Below are 14,813 nucleotides of genomic sequence, written 5' to 3'. Positions count from 1 at the left end.
TTGCTGTGAGCCGCGCATCGACGGGCCGCGGTGCGGCGATCCAACCACAGTTTTGTAGCGCTTTATTTCCGCCTAATCCGAAACACATCCCCGTGCAGCGATGGTTGCAGCCAAATCGCCGGGCGGGGGGGCGGCCCGGGGATGCGCGGCGGGCTTCGCCCTTGATTCCGCGCAGGGGCATAACGGCAACGGCAGCACCAAGCCAAACGATCACTTTAACCCGGAGGTGCTCAGGCGGCTTGTGCCGCCTGCGCCTCGGTGACGATGGTATAGAGCGTCATCGGATCGGTATTGGCCCGCAGCTTGGCGCAGAGCGAGGTATCGCGCAGCGTGCGCGAGACGAGGGCGAGCGCCTTGAGGTGCTCGACCCCCGCGTCGATGGGCGCGAAAAGTGCAAAGGCGAGGTCGACCGGCTGACGATCCACCGCGTCGAAATCAATCGGCTTTTCCAACAGCGTCAGCACGCCCACGACATGATCGAGCCCGTCGATCCGGGCATGCGGCAGGGCAACGCCATTTCCCACCCCGGTGGGCCCGAGGCTTTCGCGTTCCAAGAGCGCCTCGACGGCGGTGCCATGCGGCACGCCGTAGGCCGATTCGACGATGAACCCAAGCTCTTGCATCAGGCGTTTCTTGCTGGTGGCACCGGACAGGATGCGCACGGCCTCAGGCTTGAGGATCATAGGTAAGTCCATCTGTCGAACCGCACTGACAGGGGCATTGCCGCCCGTCACCTTATGTTACGGGTCAATCCAGCCGATATTGCCGTCATCACGGCGGTACACGACATTGACCGTCTCTTTTCCCTCTTTGCGGAAGACAAGAACCGGTGCCCCTGCAAGCTCCATCTGCATGACCGCCTCGCCGACCGAAAGAGAGGGGATTTGCGTCTCCATCTCGGCCACGATGATCGGTTGCAGGCTTTCGGGTTCCGATTCCACCTCCCCGCCATTCGCCGCGAGGATATAAGAGGAAGCGCCGAAGAGTTCAACCGGCTCCGCACGCTCGCGATGGTGGTCTTTCAGGCGGCGCTTGTATCGCCGGAGTTGTTTTTCCATTTTCTCGCAGCAGGCGTCAAAGGCTCCGTATATTTCATGCGCCTTGGCGCTGGCCTGCGCGGTCAATCCGGTGGAAAGATGCACGATCGCCTCGCAGGCGAATTCGCTCGCGCTCTTGGAAAAGATGACATGCGCATCGGTCGGACGTTCGGCGTATTTGGCCACCGCTGCGCCCAGCTCATCCTTGACATGCGTTTGAAGCGCCTCGCCGATATCGATCTGCTTTCCACTGATTTGATAACGCATCTTCTCTCCTTCGCTTGACGAACCGGGTCCGGGCGCGGCGCGCCTGCGCCGCGAACGTTCCTAGCCTCGGATGCTGATAAACGACATGTGTCTCGATTGTCCCGAGACAGGCCCGCGACGCGGGGGCCATTCGGGGAACAGCGCGAGAATACAACATGTCATACCCCAATTGACGCGCTTTCCCGGCGTCTTGTCAATCGGATTTGCGACACGGAAGAGCGGATTCGCCGACACGGGGACGATCACGAAATGCGGAAGCTGTCGCCGAGATAGACGCGGCGGACATTCTCGTTCTCGACCACGTCCCGAGGGCTGCCCGACATCAGAACCTTGCCGTCATGCAGGATATAGGCACGGTCGACGATCTCGAGGGTCTCGCGCACGTTGTGGTCGGTGATCAGCACGCCGATGCCGCGTTTCTTGAGATCGGCCACAAGATGCCGGATATCGCCCACCGAAATCGGATCGACCCCGGCAAAGGGTTCGTCGAGCAACAGGTACTTCGGATTCGCCGCCAGACAGCGGGCGATTTCCACGCGCCGCCGCTCGCCACCCGAAAGCGCCATCGCGGGGGCGCGGCGCAGATGTTCGATCGAGAATTCCGAGAGCAACTGTTCCAGCCGCTCGCGCCGCCGCTTTCGCTTGCTCTCGGCGATGTCGAGGATCGCCATGATGTTGTCCTCGACCGAGAGGCCGCGAAAGATCGACATTTCCTGCGGCAGATAGCCGATGCCCAGCTTGGCGCGGCGATACATCGGCAACGCGCTGACATCGCGCCCGTCGATATAGATATGGCCGCCCTCGGGATAGATCAGCCCGGCGATGGCGTAGAACGTGGTGGTCTTGCCCGAGCCGTTGGGCCCCAGCAACGCCACCACCTCACCCTGGCCGAGCGAGAGCGACACATCGCGAATCACCACCCGTTTCTTGTAGCTCTTGCGCAGATGTTCGACTCGCAGGCCGCCACCATCGTTTTCATGCGCAAGGACAAGTTCGGGCTTGGTCATTGATCGTCACCGCCCGGCTGCAGCACGGTCTTGACCCGGCCCTGTACCCGCGCGGTGCCGGCCCCGGTATCGACCAGCATCGTCTCGCCGGTGATCGCGCTCTGGCCCTGCACGAGCAGGACATCACCGCGCAACTCGATCATGCCGGTAGAGATGTTGTAATCGGCGCGGGCGGCCTCGGCGGCATCCTCGCCGCTGACCAGCGTGACACCGCCGGTGGCCTCGAGCCGTTCGATCCCGCTTTGATCCTCGAGGTAGACCACGAGGACGCGGGGGGCCGCGAGACGCATCTCGCCCTGCGCGATAACCACGTCGCCGGTGAAAATGGCAGTGTTGTCGTTCTGGTTGACGTTCAGATTGTCCGACGTCACCTCGACCGGAAGGCTGCGATCCTGCTGAGTGTCACCGAAGGCCACTTGCGCACCCTGCGCCAGAACCAGACCCGGCAGGCAGCCCATCACGACCGCCGCGGCGAAAAGTTTGATCTTACCCACTGGCCTCAGTCCCCCACATCTGGCGGTTGGTATATCAGCTTCACCCCCTCGGTGAAAAGCAATTCCGCCGCGCCATCCCCGTTTGCGTTTCGCAGCACCATCTGCCCCGCTGTCAGATCGCCCAGCGGCCCGGTTGCGGTGACGGTGCCGGGGGTTGTCGCGTTGAGCGCGTCGAGGTCGGTATCGAGGCGTTGGGTGTCGATCACGTAGCCTGTCGAGGTGGTGATCCGCACATCGCCGCGCAGTTGCGCCTGCATCGCGCGCTGATTGAATTCGGCCGTGCGTGCAGTGATATCGACGATGGTGCCCGCCACGAGCCGGATTTGCGCGGTGACGGCATCCGCCGTGATCGGGCCGTCGACGTCGCGGCCGGGCCGCGCGATATCGGCGTCGAAGCGGATTTCGTCGCCGGTATCGGTGACCCCGGCAAAGCTCGGGTTGGAGGCGCCCATGTCCTGTGCGCGTTTTTCCACGTCGACCTGTGCCACCGGCACGGATTTCGACGGATCGACGGTGCGCGAGATCAGGAACAGCGTCGATAACAGGCCCAGCGCGATGAGCGGCAGAAGGACCTTCATCCCCGCCACGACCCGCGAATAGGTGTTATCCGCGCGCGCCATGCTCAATGGGCGAAAATGTCGATTTCAGGCCAGCCGGTCAGATCGAGCCGCGCGCGCATCGGCAGGAACGCGAAACAGCCCTGCGCCATGTCGGTGCGCCCCTCGCGGGCCAGCCGCTTGTCGAGTTCCTCGCGCAGGCGGTGCAGGTAGAGCACGTCGGAGGCGGCATATTCAAGCTGCGCCTCAGTCAGCGCCTCGGCACCCCAATCAGAGGTCTGCTGCTGCTTGGAGATATCGACGCCCAAGAGTTCCTGAAGCAGGTATTTCAGGCCGTGCCGGTCGGTATAGGTGCGGATGAGTTTCGAGGCGATCTTGGTGCAATAGACCGGTTCGGCCAACGCACCGAAGGCATTGTACATCGCCGCGATGTCGAACCGCCCGAAGTGAAAGAGCTTGAGCACATCCGGGTCGCGCAACAGCCGCTCCAGGTTGGGCGCGCTGGTTTGACCCTTGGCCACCTGCACCAGATGTGCGTTGCCGTCGCCGCCTGAGAGCTGCACGACACACAGCCGGTCGCGATGCGGGTTGAGGCCCATCGTCTCGCAGTCGATCGCCACGACGGGGCCGAGATCCAGCCCGTCGGGCAGGTCGTTCTGATAAAGGTGGTTTGCCATCGGGTATCCTTGTGCCCCGCGCGGCGCGGGCTGACTGTCATACGGGATCGAAATCCCGATTTGCTTAGGCCGTTTCGACCCTTGCCTCAACCCGGATTTAAGCCGCCCATGGCGGGAATTCCAGCCCGGGCCGCAGCGGGGAGGGGCAAAGCGGCTTGCGGTCGGCCCGGTGCTCGGCCACAAAGTGCCGCAAGAGGAGACAGACCCCATGCTCGTGAACAACCCCGACCAGACCGATAATCGCGCCGCCGATTACCTTGCACGCAGGCTCTATGAGGCGGGCTGCCGCCACGCATTCGGCATGCCGGGGGGCGAGGTTTTGACAGTGATGGATGCGCTGGCGCGAGCCGGGATTGAGGTGACATTGGCGCGGCATGAGAATGCCGCCGCGTTCATGGCCGAGGGGGTCTGGCATCGCACCGGCGCGCCGGGCATTCTGATTGCCACGCTGGGGCCGGGGGTGCTGAACGGGGTGAACGCCATCGCCAACGCCCATCAGGACCGGGTGCCGCTGATCGTGATTTCCGGCTGTGTCGATGCCGATGAGGCGCTGACCTATAGCCATCAGATCCTCAATCACGAGGCGGTTCTGGCACCGATCACCAAGGCGACGTTTCGCCTGACCGCCCAAGGGGCCGACATCATCGCCGACAAGGCGGTGGGCATCGCCACCGAGGGCCGCCCCGGCCCGGTCTTTATCGACGTGCCGATTTCCGTGGCCGACAGCCGCGTGACCCTGCCACGGCTGCGCCGCCGCCCCGATGCGGTGCCGATGGTGCCTGCGGCGCCGGAGAAGGCGCGCGATTGGCTGGCGGGGGCGGAGCGGCCGGTGATGATCGTGGGGCTCGATGCCGTCAACGAGGGCGCGGGGGCGGCGATTCTGGAGGTGGTGGAACGCCTGAACATTCCGGTGATCACGTCCTACAAGGCCAAAGGGATCATCCCGGAGACGCACCCGCTGTGCCTTGGCGGAGCGGGTCTTTCGCCGCTCGCCGATGGGGTGCTGGTCCCGTTCGTGGAGCGGGCCGACCTGATCCTCTGCGTCGGCTACGACCCCATTGAGATGCGCCCCGGCTGGCGCGAGATCTGGGACCCGGCGCAGGTGAGGGTGATCGACATCGCCGCCGTGCCGAATGATCAATACATGCATCAGGCGACGATGAATGTGGTGGGTGCCTGCGGGCCGTCGCTGGCGGCGATTGCCGAGGGGGTGACGCCCCGCGCCACATGGCCCGGCGGCGAGGTGGGCGATGCGCGCGCGGCGCTGGCGCGGGCCTTTCCGAGCGATGATGACTGGGGCGCTGCTGCCGTCATCGCCGAGGCGCGTGCGGTGCTGCCCGAGGACAGCATTATTACTGTCGATAGCGGCGCGCATCGCATCCTGCTGTCGCAGATGTGGGTGACGCATCACCCCCGCTCGGTGCTGCAATCCACGGCGCTTTGCACCATGGGTTGCGCCGTGCCGCTGGCCATGGGGGCCAAGATTGCCACGCCCGAGGCCACCGTGGTGAGTTTCTCGGGCGATGCCGGGTTCCTGATGGTGGCGGGCGAGTTGTCGACCGTGGCGGAGTTGAACCTGCCGGTGATCTTCGTCGTCTTTGTCGATGCGAGCCTTTCGCTGATCGAGAAGAAGCAGCGCGAGCGGCAGATGCTCAATCTCGCCGTCGATTTCGGCCATCACGATTTCGCAGCTATCGGGCGCGCCTTTGGCGGCAATGGCGTGCGGGTGACGAACCGGGCGGAGTTGCGCGCGGCGCTGAAAGAGGCGCAACAGGCCGACAGGTTCACCGTCATCGCCGCCGAGATCGACCGCGGCTCTTACGACAACCGTATCTGAAGGAGGTGTCCATGCCCGGCCCATTGGATGGTCTCGTCGTTCTCGACCTCAGCCGTATCCTGGCGGGGCCGACCTGCACGCAGCTCTTGGGTGATCTGGGGGCCGAGGTGATCAAGATCGAGAGCCTTGAGGGGGATGATACCCGGCAATGGGGGCCGCCCTTTGCGGTGGATGCGGCGGGGCAGGCGACGGACCTCTCGGCCTATTTCATGTCCTCCAATCGCAACAAGAAATCGGTGGCGGTGGACCTGACCGACTGCCAAGTGCAGAGCATGCTGCACGATCTGGCCGGGCGCGCGGATGTGGTGATCGAGAATTTCAAACCTGGGGGCCTGCGCAAATACGGGCTCGATCACGAGACGCTTTGCGCCGATTATCCGGGGCTTGTTTATTGCTCGATTTCCGGTTTCGGCCAGACCGGGCCGAACCGCGACAAGCCCGGCTATGACCTGATGGCGCAGGGCTTTGGCGGGATCATGTCGATCACCGGCGAGGCGGGCGAAGAGCCGATGAAGGTCGGCGTCGGGGTGGCCGATGTGGTCTGCGGGCTTTATGCGGCGACTGGCATTCTGGCGGCGTTGCGGCACCGGGATGCGACCGGTGAGGGGCAGCATATTGATCTGGCGCTGGTGGATACGACGATGTCCTGGCTGGTCAATCAGGGGCTGAATTACCTGACCTCGGGCGCCGCGCCGACGCGGGCGGGCAACGCGCACCCGAATATCGTGCCCTATCAGGTCTTTGCCACCTCGGATGGCTATGTGATCGTCGCGGTGGGCAATGACAGCCAATATGCCCGGTTCTGCGATTACCTCGAGCAGCCCAACTGGGCCACCGACCCGCGTTTCGTCACTAACACGGCGCGATTGGCGCATCGCGACACCCTTGTGCCGATGATCGCGGAGGCACTGGCGGAGCGCACGATGCAGCACGTGATCGACGGGCTGGAGGCGCGCAAGGTGCCTGTGGGGCCGGTCAACACGATTGAGCAGGCGCTGGAAAGCGATCAGGCGCAGGCGCGCGGGATGACCGTCACCCTGCCCGCGCCGCAGACCGCGACGGGCGAGGTGCGGTTGATTGGCAATCCGCTCAAATTCTCGCGCACGCCGGTCAGCTATCGCTCTGCCCCGCCTGCCACAGGGGCCGATACAGACACCGTGCTGAAGCGGCTAAGGGACGATCTGTAACCTCGGCTCGCGGGCACGTGATTTGCTGCGGCGTGTGGTTCCGCGTAGCCCTCGGGGTATCAACCCGGAGGTGTATTCATGCAACGATTTCTGAAACTTCTCGCAATCCTCACTGTTCTTGCCGCGCCCGCGCAGGCGCTGGAGCCGCGCGAGGGCTGGGTGATCCACGACACCGGCAAGAGCTTTGCCGATCTGGTGCAGGCGGTGCGTGACGCGGTGAGTGCCGCGCCTATCGCCGTTGTCACGCAGGCGAGCGCCTCGGACGGGGCGAGGATGCAGGGGCATACCATCCCCGGCAACCGGGTCTTTGGCCTCTACCGCAACGACTATGCCCGCCGGATGCTGGAGGCGAGCGTCGCCGCAGGGATCGAGGCCCCGATTCGGATGTATGTGACCGAAGACGCCGACGGCACTGCGAGCCTGAGCTACAAGACGCCGACGGCGGTTTTCTCGCCCTATTTCGACGAGGGCGGCGAAAAATTGCGCGATCTTGCGTCGGAACTGGACGGGGTTTTCGAAACTGTCGCGAAATCCGCCATAGCGGAGTGATCCTTGGGCGACGGTCGGCGGCCTGTTCCGCCTTTGGGCAGAAAGACGCCGATATCGTTCGCCTTATGCGGCAGCAACCCTGCCCTGGTCCCATCATATGAGTTAAACTCGGGATAACGTGTTGGTGAGGTCCGTCCCGCATTTGTTGCGGGTGTCATACATAGCGGGCTAGCTGAGTAGTGAATGATTGGCGAAAAGGATACCGGGCTATGCGTAATGATCAATTCGGGTACGAGATCTCCGTATCGTCCCCCGTGGCCCTTGCGGCATGGGACCGGATGGTGCTGGCGTTTCTTGCCCATGCCGCGACAACGCCCGATTATCTTGGCACGGTGCTGAGAGAGGCGCCGGAATTCGCGATGGCGCATGCCACCAAGGGGCTGTTCTGCCTGATGCTGGGCAAGTCCGAGATGAATGAGACCGCACAGCAGGCCTATCAGGCGGCGCTTGCCTGTGCGCGCGAGGGCAATCCTACCGCACGCGAGATGGGCTATGTGCGCGGCCTTGGCGCATGGCTCGACGGGCGCCCCTCCGAGACGGTGCGCGAGATGGAGGCGGTGCTGGCGCGCTGGCCCGAGGATGCGCTGGCGATGAAGATCAGCCACGCCACTCGCTTCATCCTCGGTGACCGGCACGGCATGCGGGCCTCGCTGGAGGCGCTTTTGCCCGCCTATGATGCGCAGAACCCGGCGCGCGGTTATCTCTTTGGCTGTCACGCCTTCTCGCTTGAGGAAACCGGCGATTACGCCCGTGCGGAAACCGCCGGGCGCATGGGGCTGAGCGTTTCGCCCGACGATGCCTGGGGGCTGCATGCGGTGGCGCATGTCTTTGACATGACCTGTAATGCGCGCGCCGGGCTCGACTGGCTGGAGGGGCGCGAAGGGGCCTGGGCGCATTGCAACAATTTTCGCTACCACGTGTGGTGGCACAAGGCGCTGATGCATCTCGATCAGGGCGAGATAGAGTCTGTTTTCGCCCTCTATGACCATGAGATTCGCCAAGACAAAACCGACGATTTCCGCGATATTTCCAACGCCACCTCGCTGCTGATGCGGCTGGAGCTGGAGGGCCATGACGTGGGCGACCGCTGGGAGGAACTGGCTGATATCTCCGAGCGGCGCTCTGAGGATGCCTGCCTGATCTTCGCGGATCTGCATTACATGCTGGCGCTGGTTGGCGACAATCGTGAAACGGCGATCAAGCAGATGATGGCGCGGCTGCACCGCGATGCGAAGAAGTCCAATGCAGGTGATCTGATGGCGCGCATGGCCAATCCGGGGCTGTCGGCTGCGACGGGGCTTGAGGCCTTCGGGGAAGGGGATTACAAGACGGCGTTTCTCAACCTTGGAAGGGCGCGTCGTTCCATGCAACTGGCCGGGGGCAGTCATGCCCAACGTGATGTCTTTGAGCGGCTCACCATTGATTGTGCGATCCGCGGCGGCTTTCTCGACGAGGCAGAGACCATCCTGCAGGAGCGCGCGACGCAGCGCGCCGGGCGTCTCGACAGCTATGCAAGCACGCGTCTGGACCTGATCAACGCCTCGCGCGGCGAGTGGGACGAGGCCGACCGCCTGCCCGCCGAGTAGACCCGGCACGACATCTCAGAAGGAGCCGACACCGCGATGACGAGTGTTGCTGATCCGGCCATGCTACAGCGCCGTGCCAAAGAGGCGGCTGCCCCGGCTGCCACGACCCGCGATATCCGGCTGGATTTCTTTCGCGGGCTGGCGATGTTCATCATCCTCTGCGCCCATACCCCGAGCAATTTCTTTACCAGCTGGATTCCGGCGCGCTGGGGCTTTTCGGACGCGACCGAGATCTTTGTGTTCTGCTCCGGCATGGCTTCGGCGATCGCCTTTGGCCGCACCTTTGACCGGGCGGGATGGACGCTTGGCACCGGGCGCGTCGGCTATCGTGTGTGGCAGGTCTACTGGGCGCATCTGGGCATGTTTTTTGCCATCGCCACGTTGCTGGCGGCCTTTGACAGCTTTGGCGACTTCGACAAGACCTATATCGGCACGCTGAACCTGTGGAAGTTCTTTGCCGATCCGGGGCCGCAGCTGCTGGGGCTGTTTACGCTGACCTACGTGCCCAACTATTTCGACATCCTGCCGATGTATATGGTCATCCTGGTGATGATGCCGCTGATGATGGCGCTGAGCCGGATCAGTGTCTGGGCGGTGTTCGGGACGATGGCGCTGATCTGGCTGTTCGCGCAACGCGCGCTGCTAGATACGCTGGGCCTGATCGACCTGCATCTCGGTTTTCCGGCCGAGCCGTGGTCGGATCGCAAGTGGTTCTTCAACCCGTTCGGCTGGCAGCTTGTGTTCTTTACCGGCTTTGCCCTGATGCGCGGCTGGATTCCGAAACCGCCGGTGAACATGTGGCTGATCGGGCTGGCGCTGGTGATCGTCATCGCCAATGTGCCGCTGTCGCATATCGGCATGCGCGAGTTCGGCTTTGACTGGGCGCGCGGCTGGCGCATCGACAACACGGGCCTGTTCAACAAGTCAGATTTCGGAATTCTGCGCTACGTGCATTTCCTTGCCCTCGCCTATCTGTGCTGGGCTGCGGCAGGTGACGGCGGCGCGCGCCTGAGGGCGGTGGGCAGCGGGCTATTTTCGCGTATCTGGGGCGGGCTTCTGAAGATGATCCTCAAGGTCGGGCAGCAATCGCTGGCGGTGTTCGTGTTCTCGATGGTGTTTGCCCGGCTTTCGGGGTTCGTGATGGACCAGATCGGGCGCACGACGTGGAACATGGTACTGGCCAATTTCGTGGGCTTTGGCGCGTTGATCGTGGTGGCCTATAGCGTCGCATGGTTCAAATCGCAGCCGTGGCGGGCCGCGAAATGATCCGGCGGGATCTTCTGAAATCGCTGAGTGCCTTTGCGCTCTGGCCGGGTTTCGCCCACGCGCAGGAGGCGCAGCCGTTTTCCGAAGCTATGCTGCTGGACCTTGCGCGCGAGGTGGCGGCAAAGCCCTTTGCCAAGCGCCCGACCGTGCCGCAGGCGTGGCGTGACATGAGCTATGACGAATATCGCTCGATCTGGTTTCGCAGCAAGGATGCGATCTGGTCCGAGGCGGATAGCACGCTCGAAGTCGATCTCTTTCTGCCGGGGCTGTATTTCCCGCATACGGTCGAGGTGAACCTTGTCGAAGATGGGATGACGCGCACCCTGCCGTTCGATTTCTCGCTGTTCGACAAGACCGATCAGGCCCCCGATCTGCCGCTTGACGGGCATCTGGGCTATTCCGGCCTGCGCCTGCGGGCGGAATTGGAGAAACCGGGGATTTTCCAGGAATACGCGGTGTTTCAGGGGGCCAGCTACTTCCGCGTGATCGCGCGCGATCTGGTTTATGGCCTGTCGGCGCGAGGCCTTGCGGTAGATACCGGCGGGGCGGAGGGTGAGGAATTTCCCGATTTTACCCGGTTCTGGATCGAGAAACCCGCCCCCGGCGTCAGCACTCACAAGGTGCACGCCCTGATGGAGAGCCCGTCGGTGACCGGGATTTACCATTTCACGATGCGTCCCGAGGGGGCGGAGACCGATGTGGAGGTGCGCTGCACGCTGCTGCCGCGCGTGGCGCTGGAGAATGTCGGCATCGCGCCGCTGACATCGATGTTTTATTTCGACGCCACCAATCGTCACCGCTTCGATGATTTCCGTGCCGCTGTGCATGACAGCGATGGGCTCAGCATCCTCAACGGCAATGGTGAAATGCTCTGGCGGCCCCTCGGCAATCCGCGCGATCTGCAAATCTCGAGCTTTGTGGACACCAATCCGCAGGGCTTTGGCCTGTCGCAGCGGTCGCGCGCCTATTCGGATTTCCACGATCTTGAGGCGCATTATCATGAGCGCCCCAGCCTGTGGATCACGCCGGGCGAGGGGTGGGGGCGCGGGGCGGTCACGCTGGTCGAGATCCCGACCGACAAGGAAATCTACGACAATATCGTGGCCTATTGGCGTCCGCGTGAGCCGCTGGCCGAGGGGGCCGAGCACAGTTTCAGCTACGGCATGACATGGACCGGTGGGATCGAGGAGAAAAAACCGGTGGCGCGGGTGATCGAGACCCGGATCGGGCGCGGCTTTCCCAATGACATGCGTCAGGTGGTGACGGTCGATTTTGCCCCGCATGACGCGCTGCCCGAGGAGTACGAAGATCTGGTGCTCTACGTCTATTCCAACCGGCTTGAGACCTCGGAGGGTCTGGTGCAGCGCAATCCCGAAACCGGCGGTCCGCGCCTTGCGTTCTCGTTTGACCCCGGCGAGGTGACGGCGGCTGAAATCCGGGCGCAGTTGTTCCACGAGGGGCGCGGCGTGTCGGAGGTGTGGCTCTACCGATGGACCGCCTGAGCCCCTTTCCCGGCGCGGCGCATATGCCGCCGCCTGCCCCTCTGGATCACCCGATTCAGAGCCTGAACCGGGCGCATCACGACCCCAACGCGCCCGCCTGGCGACCCAATCTGAATTACTGGTGGCGGCGCGCGGCCACCTTTCTGCCTGCCACGCTGACCACTGGCGCGCTGGGCCTTGCCTTTGGCGACTGGCTGTCGGTCGGGGGTATGTGGTGGCTGGAATGGGTGCTTCTGGCGCTGGTGATGGTCACGTTTTTCTGGATCGCGCTGGCCGTCGGCACGGCGACGCTGGGGCTGGCCTGTCACATGATGCACAAGCGCGCGCAGGCGCGTGCCACGCCCGCACCGCTGAACGTGGCGCTGTTGGTGCCGATCTATAACGAGGACACGTCAGAGGTGTTCGGCAATGCCTGCGCCATGATGTCGGCGCTGCGCGCGGCGGGGCCTGCGCACCGCTTTGATCTGTTCATCCTTTCGGACACGCAGGACGCGGCCATCGCGATGGCCGAGCAGCGTGCCTTTGCCACGTTGCGCGCGGCACTGCCGCCCGATTGCGCGGTCTGGTATCGCCGCCGGGTGCAGAATACCGGGCGCAAGGTGGGCAATATCGGGCAATGGCTGGAAAACTGGGGGGCGGCGCATGACGCGATGCTGGTGCTCGACGCCGACAGCCTGATGAGCGCCGAGGCGATTGTCGCACTGTCGGACGAGATGTCGGCAGATCCCACGGCGGGCCTCATTCAATCGGCGCCGATGGTGGTGGGGTCGGACACGCTCTTTGGCCGGATGCAGCAGTTTTCGGCGGCGGTCTACGGCACGCTGCTGTCCGAGGGGCTGGCAGGGTGGACCGGGTCTGAGGGCAATTACTGGGGCCATAACGCCATCCTGCGCACAAGGGCCTTTGCCGATTGCGCGGGGCTGCCGGAGATGCCGTCGCTGACCGGGCAGGGTGGGCTGATCCTGAGCCATGATTTCGTTGAGGCGGGGCTGTTGCGGCGGGCCGGGTGGGCGGTGCGCTTCATGCCCTCGGTCAAGGGCAGCTATGAGGAGCCGCCTGCCACCCTGATCGACTATGCGCTGCGCGACCGGCGCTGGTGCCATGGCAACCTGCAACACCTGAGCCTGCTGGCGACGCGCGGCTTTCATGCGGTGTCGCGCTTTCACCTCTTTCACGGCGCGATGAGCTATCTTCTGTCGCCTGCTTGGTTCGGGCTCTTGGTGATCTGGGCGCTTCTGGGCAATGGGCATAACAGCGTGATCAGCTATTTCTCGCTGGAAAACCCGCTCTACCCGGTGTGGCCGGAAATGAGCCGGGTGAGTTCGGTTCTGATCCTGCTCTTCATGTATGGCATGTTGCTGGCCCCCAAGCTGATGGGCGCGGTGGCGCTTGGGCTGACGGATGTGCCGATCCGAAGCTTTGGCGGGGCGGCACGTTTTGCCGTGTCGCTGGTGGTCGAGATCCTGCTGTCGATCCTGTTCGCGCCGATCATGATGGTGCAACAGCTGGTGGCGGTGCTGCGTTCGGTCATCGGGATGCGCCCGATCTGGTCCCCGCAGGCGCGCAAGGGCGGCGATTACAGCCCCGGCACGGTGCTGAAATTCCACCTGCTGGAGACGGTGAGCGGGGCGCTGCTTGTCGTCGGGATGGCGGCGGGCACGGTATCGCTTTGGCTGTTGCCGATCGCGATCAGCCTGATCGCCGCCGTGCCGCTGTCGATGCTGTCGGGGCTGCGGCTGGGCGAATGGCGCGGTTTGCGTGACGTGATGGCGACGCCCGAGATGATCGACACGCCGCCGATCCTGCAGGATGCGCGCGCGCATCGCGCTCTGTTCCGCGCGGCGGATGCGCCGCCGATTGCGGCGGAATAGAGACTGTTTCGTGGTCCGGGAGCGGGCGGCGCGGGATCTCGGATCAATGCGAGATCATCCATGGCCGTGCCGCCGGAAAGCTCTTGGAGCCGTCGGGTCGGTGCAGTGTACGACTGGGCAGTTTCTTTGACGCCGAACCGCAGCACGAACAGCCGGGGCCGTGCGATTTGGTGGATTTCGGGGCATGTTGCGCGCGTTCATTGGTGGCGATGGCCGTGCGCCGCGCGCCGTCCATGTTGGCGAAGGCGGGCGCGCGTAGCAGCACGCGGGGTGAGGATGCGGCGCAGGTCGGACAGGCGCAGGGTCGGTCAAAGTCGGCCATGGCGGCAAAGCCGGTGAACGGACCGCAATCGGGGCAGCTATAGTCATAATAGGGCATGTCTGTCTCCGGGTTTGGGGGCTGGGCGGGCCGTGAGCGACCCGCCCGAACGCATGATCAGAGATCGGGGGCGAGCGGGATATCGACCGAGCCATCGAGATGTTTGGTCGGCCCGTCAGAGCCCGGCATGATGTCGAACTCGAAAATCTCGTTCGGAAGCCAGAGCGTTGCGCAGGCGTTGGGAATATCCACCACGCCCGAGATATGGCCCTGCACCGGGGCGGTGCCGAGGATGGCATAGGCCTGTGCGCCGGTATAGCCGAACTTCTTGAGATACTCGATCGCGTTCAGACAGGCCTGACGGTACGCGACATGCACGTCGAGATAGTGCTGGTGCCCGCTCTCATCGACGGAAATGCCCTCGAAGATCAGGTAATCGTCGTATTTCGGCGTGATCGGGGAGGGTTTGAAGATCGGGTTCTTGATGCCGTATTTCTCCATCCCGCCCTTGATCAGTTCGACCTGGATATGCAGCCATCCGGCCATCTCGATGGCCCCGCAAAAGGTGATTTCGCCGTCGCCCTGGCTGAAGTGCAGGTCGCCCATCGAAAGGCCTGCCCCGTCGACGTAGACCGGGAAATAGCAGGTCGCCCCGCG

At 63.8% G+C, this 14,813-nt stretch carries 15 protein-coding genes; 7 read left to right on the top strand and 8 right to left on the bottom strand.

What is annotated here, in order from left to right:
* Positions 1–230: 230 nt before the first annotated feature.
* From RID11_RS13440 to RID11_RS13415, 6 genes are all read right to left on the bottom strand, one after another.
* On the bottom strand, positions 231–695 hold the full coding sequence (locus tag RID11_RS13440) for a PTS sugar transporter subunit IIA (RefSeq protein WP_350140005.1): 465 nt from the start codon (positions 693–695) through the stop codon (positions 231–233).
* Positions 696–740: 45 nt separating this feature from the next.
* Positions 741–1,304, bottom strand: a complete 564-nt coding sequence (gene hpf / locus RID11_RS13435) for a ribosome hibernation-promoting factor, HPF/YfiA family (protein WP_350140003.1) — start codon at positions 1,302–1,304, stop codon at positions 741–743.
* A gap of 242 nt (positions 1,305–1,546) precedes the next feature.
* Positions 1,547–2,311 carry an LPS export ABC transporter ATP-binding protein gene (gene lptB / locus RID11_RS13430; RefSeq protein ID WP_350140001.1) on the bottom strand — a complete coding sequence of 255 codons (765 nt, stop codon included), beginning with the start codon at positions 2,309–2,311 and terminating at the stop codon, positions 1,547–1,549.
* Complete coding sequence (lptA, locus tag RID11_RS13425; RefSeq protein WP_350140148.1) at positions 2,308–2,769, bottom strand: lipopolysaccharide transport periplasmic protein LptA; 462 nt, start codon at positions 2,767–2,769, stop codon at positions 2,308–2,310. Before lptA ends, lptB begins: the two co-directional genes overlap by 4 nt.
* A 41-nt stretch (positions 2,770–2,810) precedes the next feature.
* Positions 2,811–3,425: an LPS export ABC transporter periplasmic protein LptC gene (gene lptC / locus RID11_RS13420; RefSeq protein WP_350139999.1), complete on the bottom strand. Its 615-nt coding sequence runs from the start codon at positions 3,423–3,425 to the stop codon at positions 2,811–2,813.
* A 2-nt stretch (positions 3,426–3,427) separates the two neighbouring features.
* Complete coding sequence (locus RID11_RS13415) at positions 3,428–4,039, bottom strand: ribonuclease D (protein ID WP_350139997.1); 612 nt, start codon at positions 4,037–4,039, stop codon at positions 3,428–3,430.
* A gap of 208 nt (positions 4,040–4,247) precedes the next feature.
* Between RID11_RS13415 and RID11_RS13410 the strand changes: the two genes are divergently transcribed.
* The 7 genes from RID11_RS13410 (at position 4,248) to mdoH (ending at position 13,837) form a co-directional block, all read left to right on the top strand.
* Entirely contained in the window at positions 4,248–5,876 is a 1,629-nt protein-coding gene (locus tag RID11_RS13410; RefSeq protein WP_350139995.1) for a thiamine pyrophosphate-binding protein, read from the top strand.
* Positions 5,877–5,887: 11 nt separating this feature from the next.
* A complete protein-coding gene (locus RID11_RS13405; protein WP_350139993.1) occupies positions 5,888–7,063 on the top strand; it encodes a CaiB/BaiF CoA transferase family protein in 1,176 nt (391 codons plus the stop codon).
* Positions 7,064–7,141: 78 nt separating this feature from the next.
* Complete coding sequence (locus RID11_RS13400; protein ID WP_350139991.1) at positions 7,142–7,612, top strand: DUF302 domain-containing protein; 471 nt, start codon at positions 7,142–7,144, stop codon at positions 7,610–7,612.
* A 209-nt stretch (positions 7,613–7,821) separates the two neighbouring features.
* Positions 7,822–9,198, top strand: coding sequence for a tetratricopeptide repeat protein (locus RID11_RS13395; protein ID WP_350139989.1), 1,377 nt, complete (start codon positions 7,822–7,824; stop codon positions 9,196–9,198).
* Between the two features lie 36 nt (positions 9,199–9,234).
* Positions 9,235–10,464: an OpgC family protein gene (locus RID11_RS13390; RefSeq protein WP_350139987.1), complete on the top strand. Its 1,230-nt coding sequence runs from the start codon at positions 9,235–9,237 to the stop codon at positions 10,462–10,464.
* The gene (locus RID11_RS13385; RefSeq protein ID WP_350139985.1) at positions 10,428–11,966 is read left to right on the top strand and encodes an OpgD/OpgG family glucan biosynthesis protein; all 1,539 of its coding nucleotides are present in this window, start codon (positions 10,428–10,430) and stop codon (positions 11,964–11,966) included. Before RID11_RS13390 ends, RID11_RS13385 begins: the two co-directional genes overlap by 37 nt.
* Positions 11,954–13,837, top strand: a complete 1,884-nt coding sequence (mdoH, locus tag RID11_RS13380; protein WP_350139983.1) for a glucans biosynthesis glucosyltransferase MdoH — start codon at positions 11,954–11,956, stop codon at positions 13,835–13,837. Before RID11_RS13385 ends, mdoH begins: the two co-directional genes overlap by 13 nt.
* A 43-nt stretch (positions 13,838–13,880) precedes the next feature.
* Here the strand turns inward: mdoH and RID11_RS13375 are convergent, their stop codons facing one another.
* Together RID11_RS13375 and RID11_RS13370 are read right to left on the bottom strand one after the other, a co-directional pair.
* Entirely contained in the window at positions 13,881–14,216 is a 336-nt protein-coding gene (locus RID11_RS13375) for an FmdB family zinc ribbon protein (RefSeq protein ID WP_350139981.1), read from the bottom strand.
* A 57-nt stretch (positions 14,217–14,273) separates the two neighbouring features.
* The coding region (locus tag RID11_RS13370) for an acetamidase/formamidase family protein (RefSeq protein WP_350139979.1) at positions 14,274–14,813 on the bottom strand (540 nt) is incomplete at its 5' end.

The organism is Roseovarius sp., assembly GCF_040219995.1.
GTDB lineage: Bacteria > Pseudomonadota > Alphaproteobacteria > Rhodobacterales > Rhodobacteraceae > Roseovarius.
The sequence above is the reverse complement of the archived record's forward strand: the minus strand, read 5'-3'. Positions and strand labels throughout refer to the sequence as shown.

Excerpts from the sequence above, each read along its gene's own strand:
- RID11_RS13440 (WP_350140005.1), bottom strand. The coding sequence starts at position 695 with ATGGACTTACCTATGATCCTCAAGCCTGAGGCCGTGCGCATCCTGTCC.
- lptB (WP_350140001.1), bottom strand. The coding sequence starts at position 2,311 with ATGACCAAGCCCGAACTTGTCCTTGCGCATGAAAACGATGGTGGCGGC.
- RID11_RS13415 (WP_350139997.1), bottom strand. The coding sequence starts at position 4,039 with ATGGCAAACCACCTTTATCAGAACGACCTGCCCGACGGGCTGGATCTC.
- mdoH (WP_350139983.1), top strand. The coding sequence starts at position 11,954 with ATGGACCGCCTGAGCCCCTTTCCCGGCGCGGCGCATATGCCGCCGCCT.
- RID11_RS13375 (WP_350139981.1), bottom strand. The coding sequence starts at position 14,216 with ATGCCCTATTATGACTATAGCTGCCCCGATTGCGGTCCGTTCACCGGC.
- RID11_RS13410 (WP_350139995.1), top strand. The coding sequence starts at position 4,248 with ATGCTCGTGAACAACCCCGACCAGACCGATAATCGCGCCGCCGATTAC.
- RID11_RS13405 (WP_350139993.1), top strand. The coding sequence starts at position 5,888 with ATGCCCGGCCCATTGGATGGTCTCGTCGTTCTCGACCTCAGCCGTATC.
- RID11_RS13385 (WP_350139985.1), top strand. The coding sequence starts at position 10,428 with ATGGTTCAAATCGCAGCCGTGGCGGGCCGCGAAATGATCCGGCGGGAT.
- lptA (WP_350140148.1), bottom strand. The coding sequence starts at position 2,769 with ATGGGCTGCCTGCCGGGTCTGGTTCTGGCGCAGGGTGCGCAAGTGGCC.
- lptC (WP_350139999.1), bottom strand. The coding sequence starts at position 3,425 with ATGGCGCGCGCGGATAACACCTATTCGCGGGTCGTGGCGGGGATGAAG.
- RID11_RS13400 (WP_350139991.1), top strand. The coding sequence starts at position 7,142 with ATGCAACGATTTCTGAAACTTCTCGCAATCCTCACTGTTCTTGCCGCG.
- RID11_RS13390 (WP_350139987.1), top strand. The coding sequence starts at position 9,235 with ATGACGAGTGTTGCTGATCCGGCCATGCTACAGCGCCGTGCCAAAGAG.
- hpf (WP_350140003.1), bottom strand. The coding sequence starts at position 1,304 with ATGCGTTATCAAATCAGTGGAAAGCAGATCGATATCGGCGAGGCGCTT.
- RID11_RS13395 (WP_350139989.1), top strand. The coding sequence starts at position 7,822 with ATGCGTAATGATCAATTCGGGTACGAGATCTCCGTATCGTCCCCCGTG.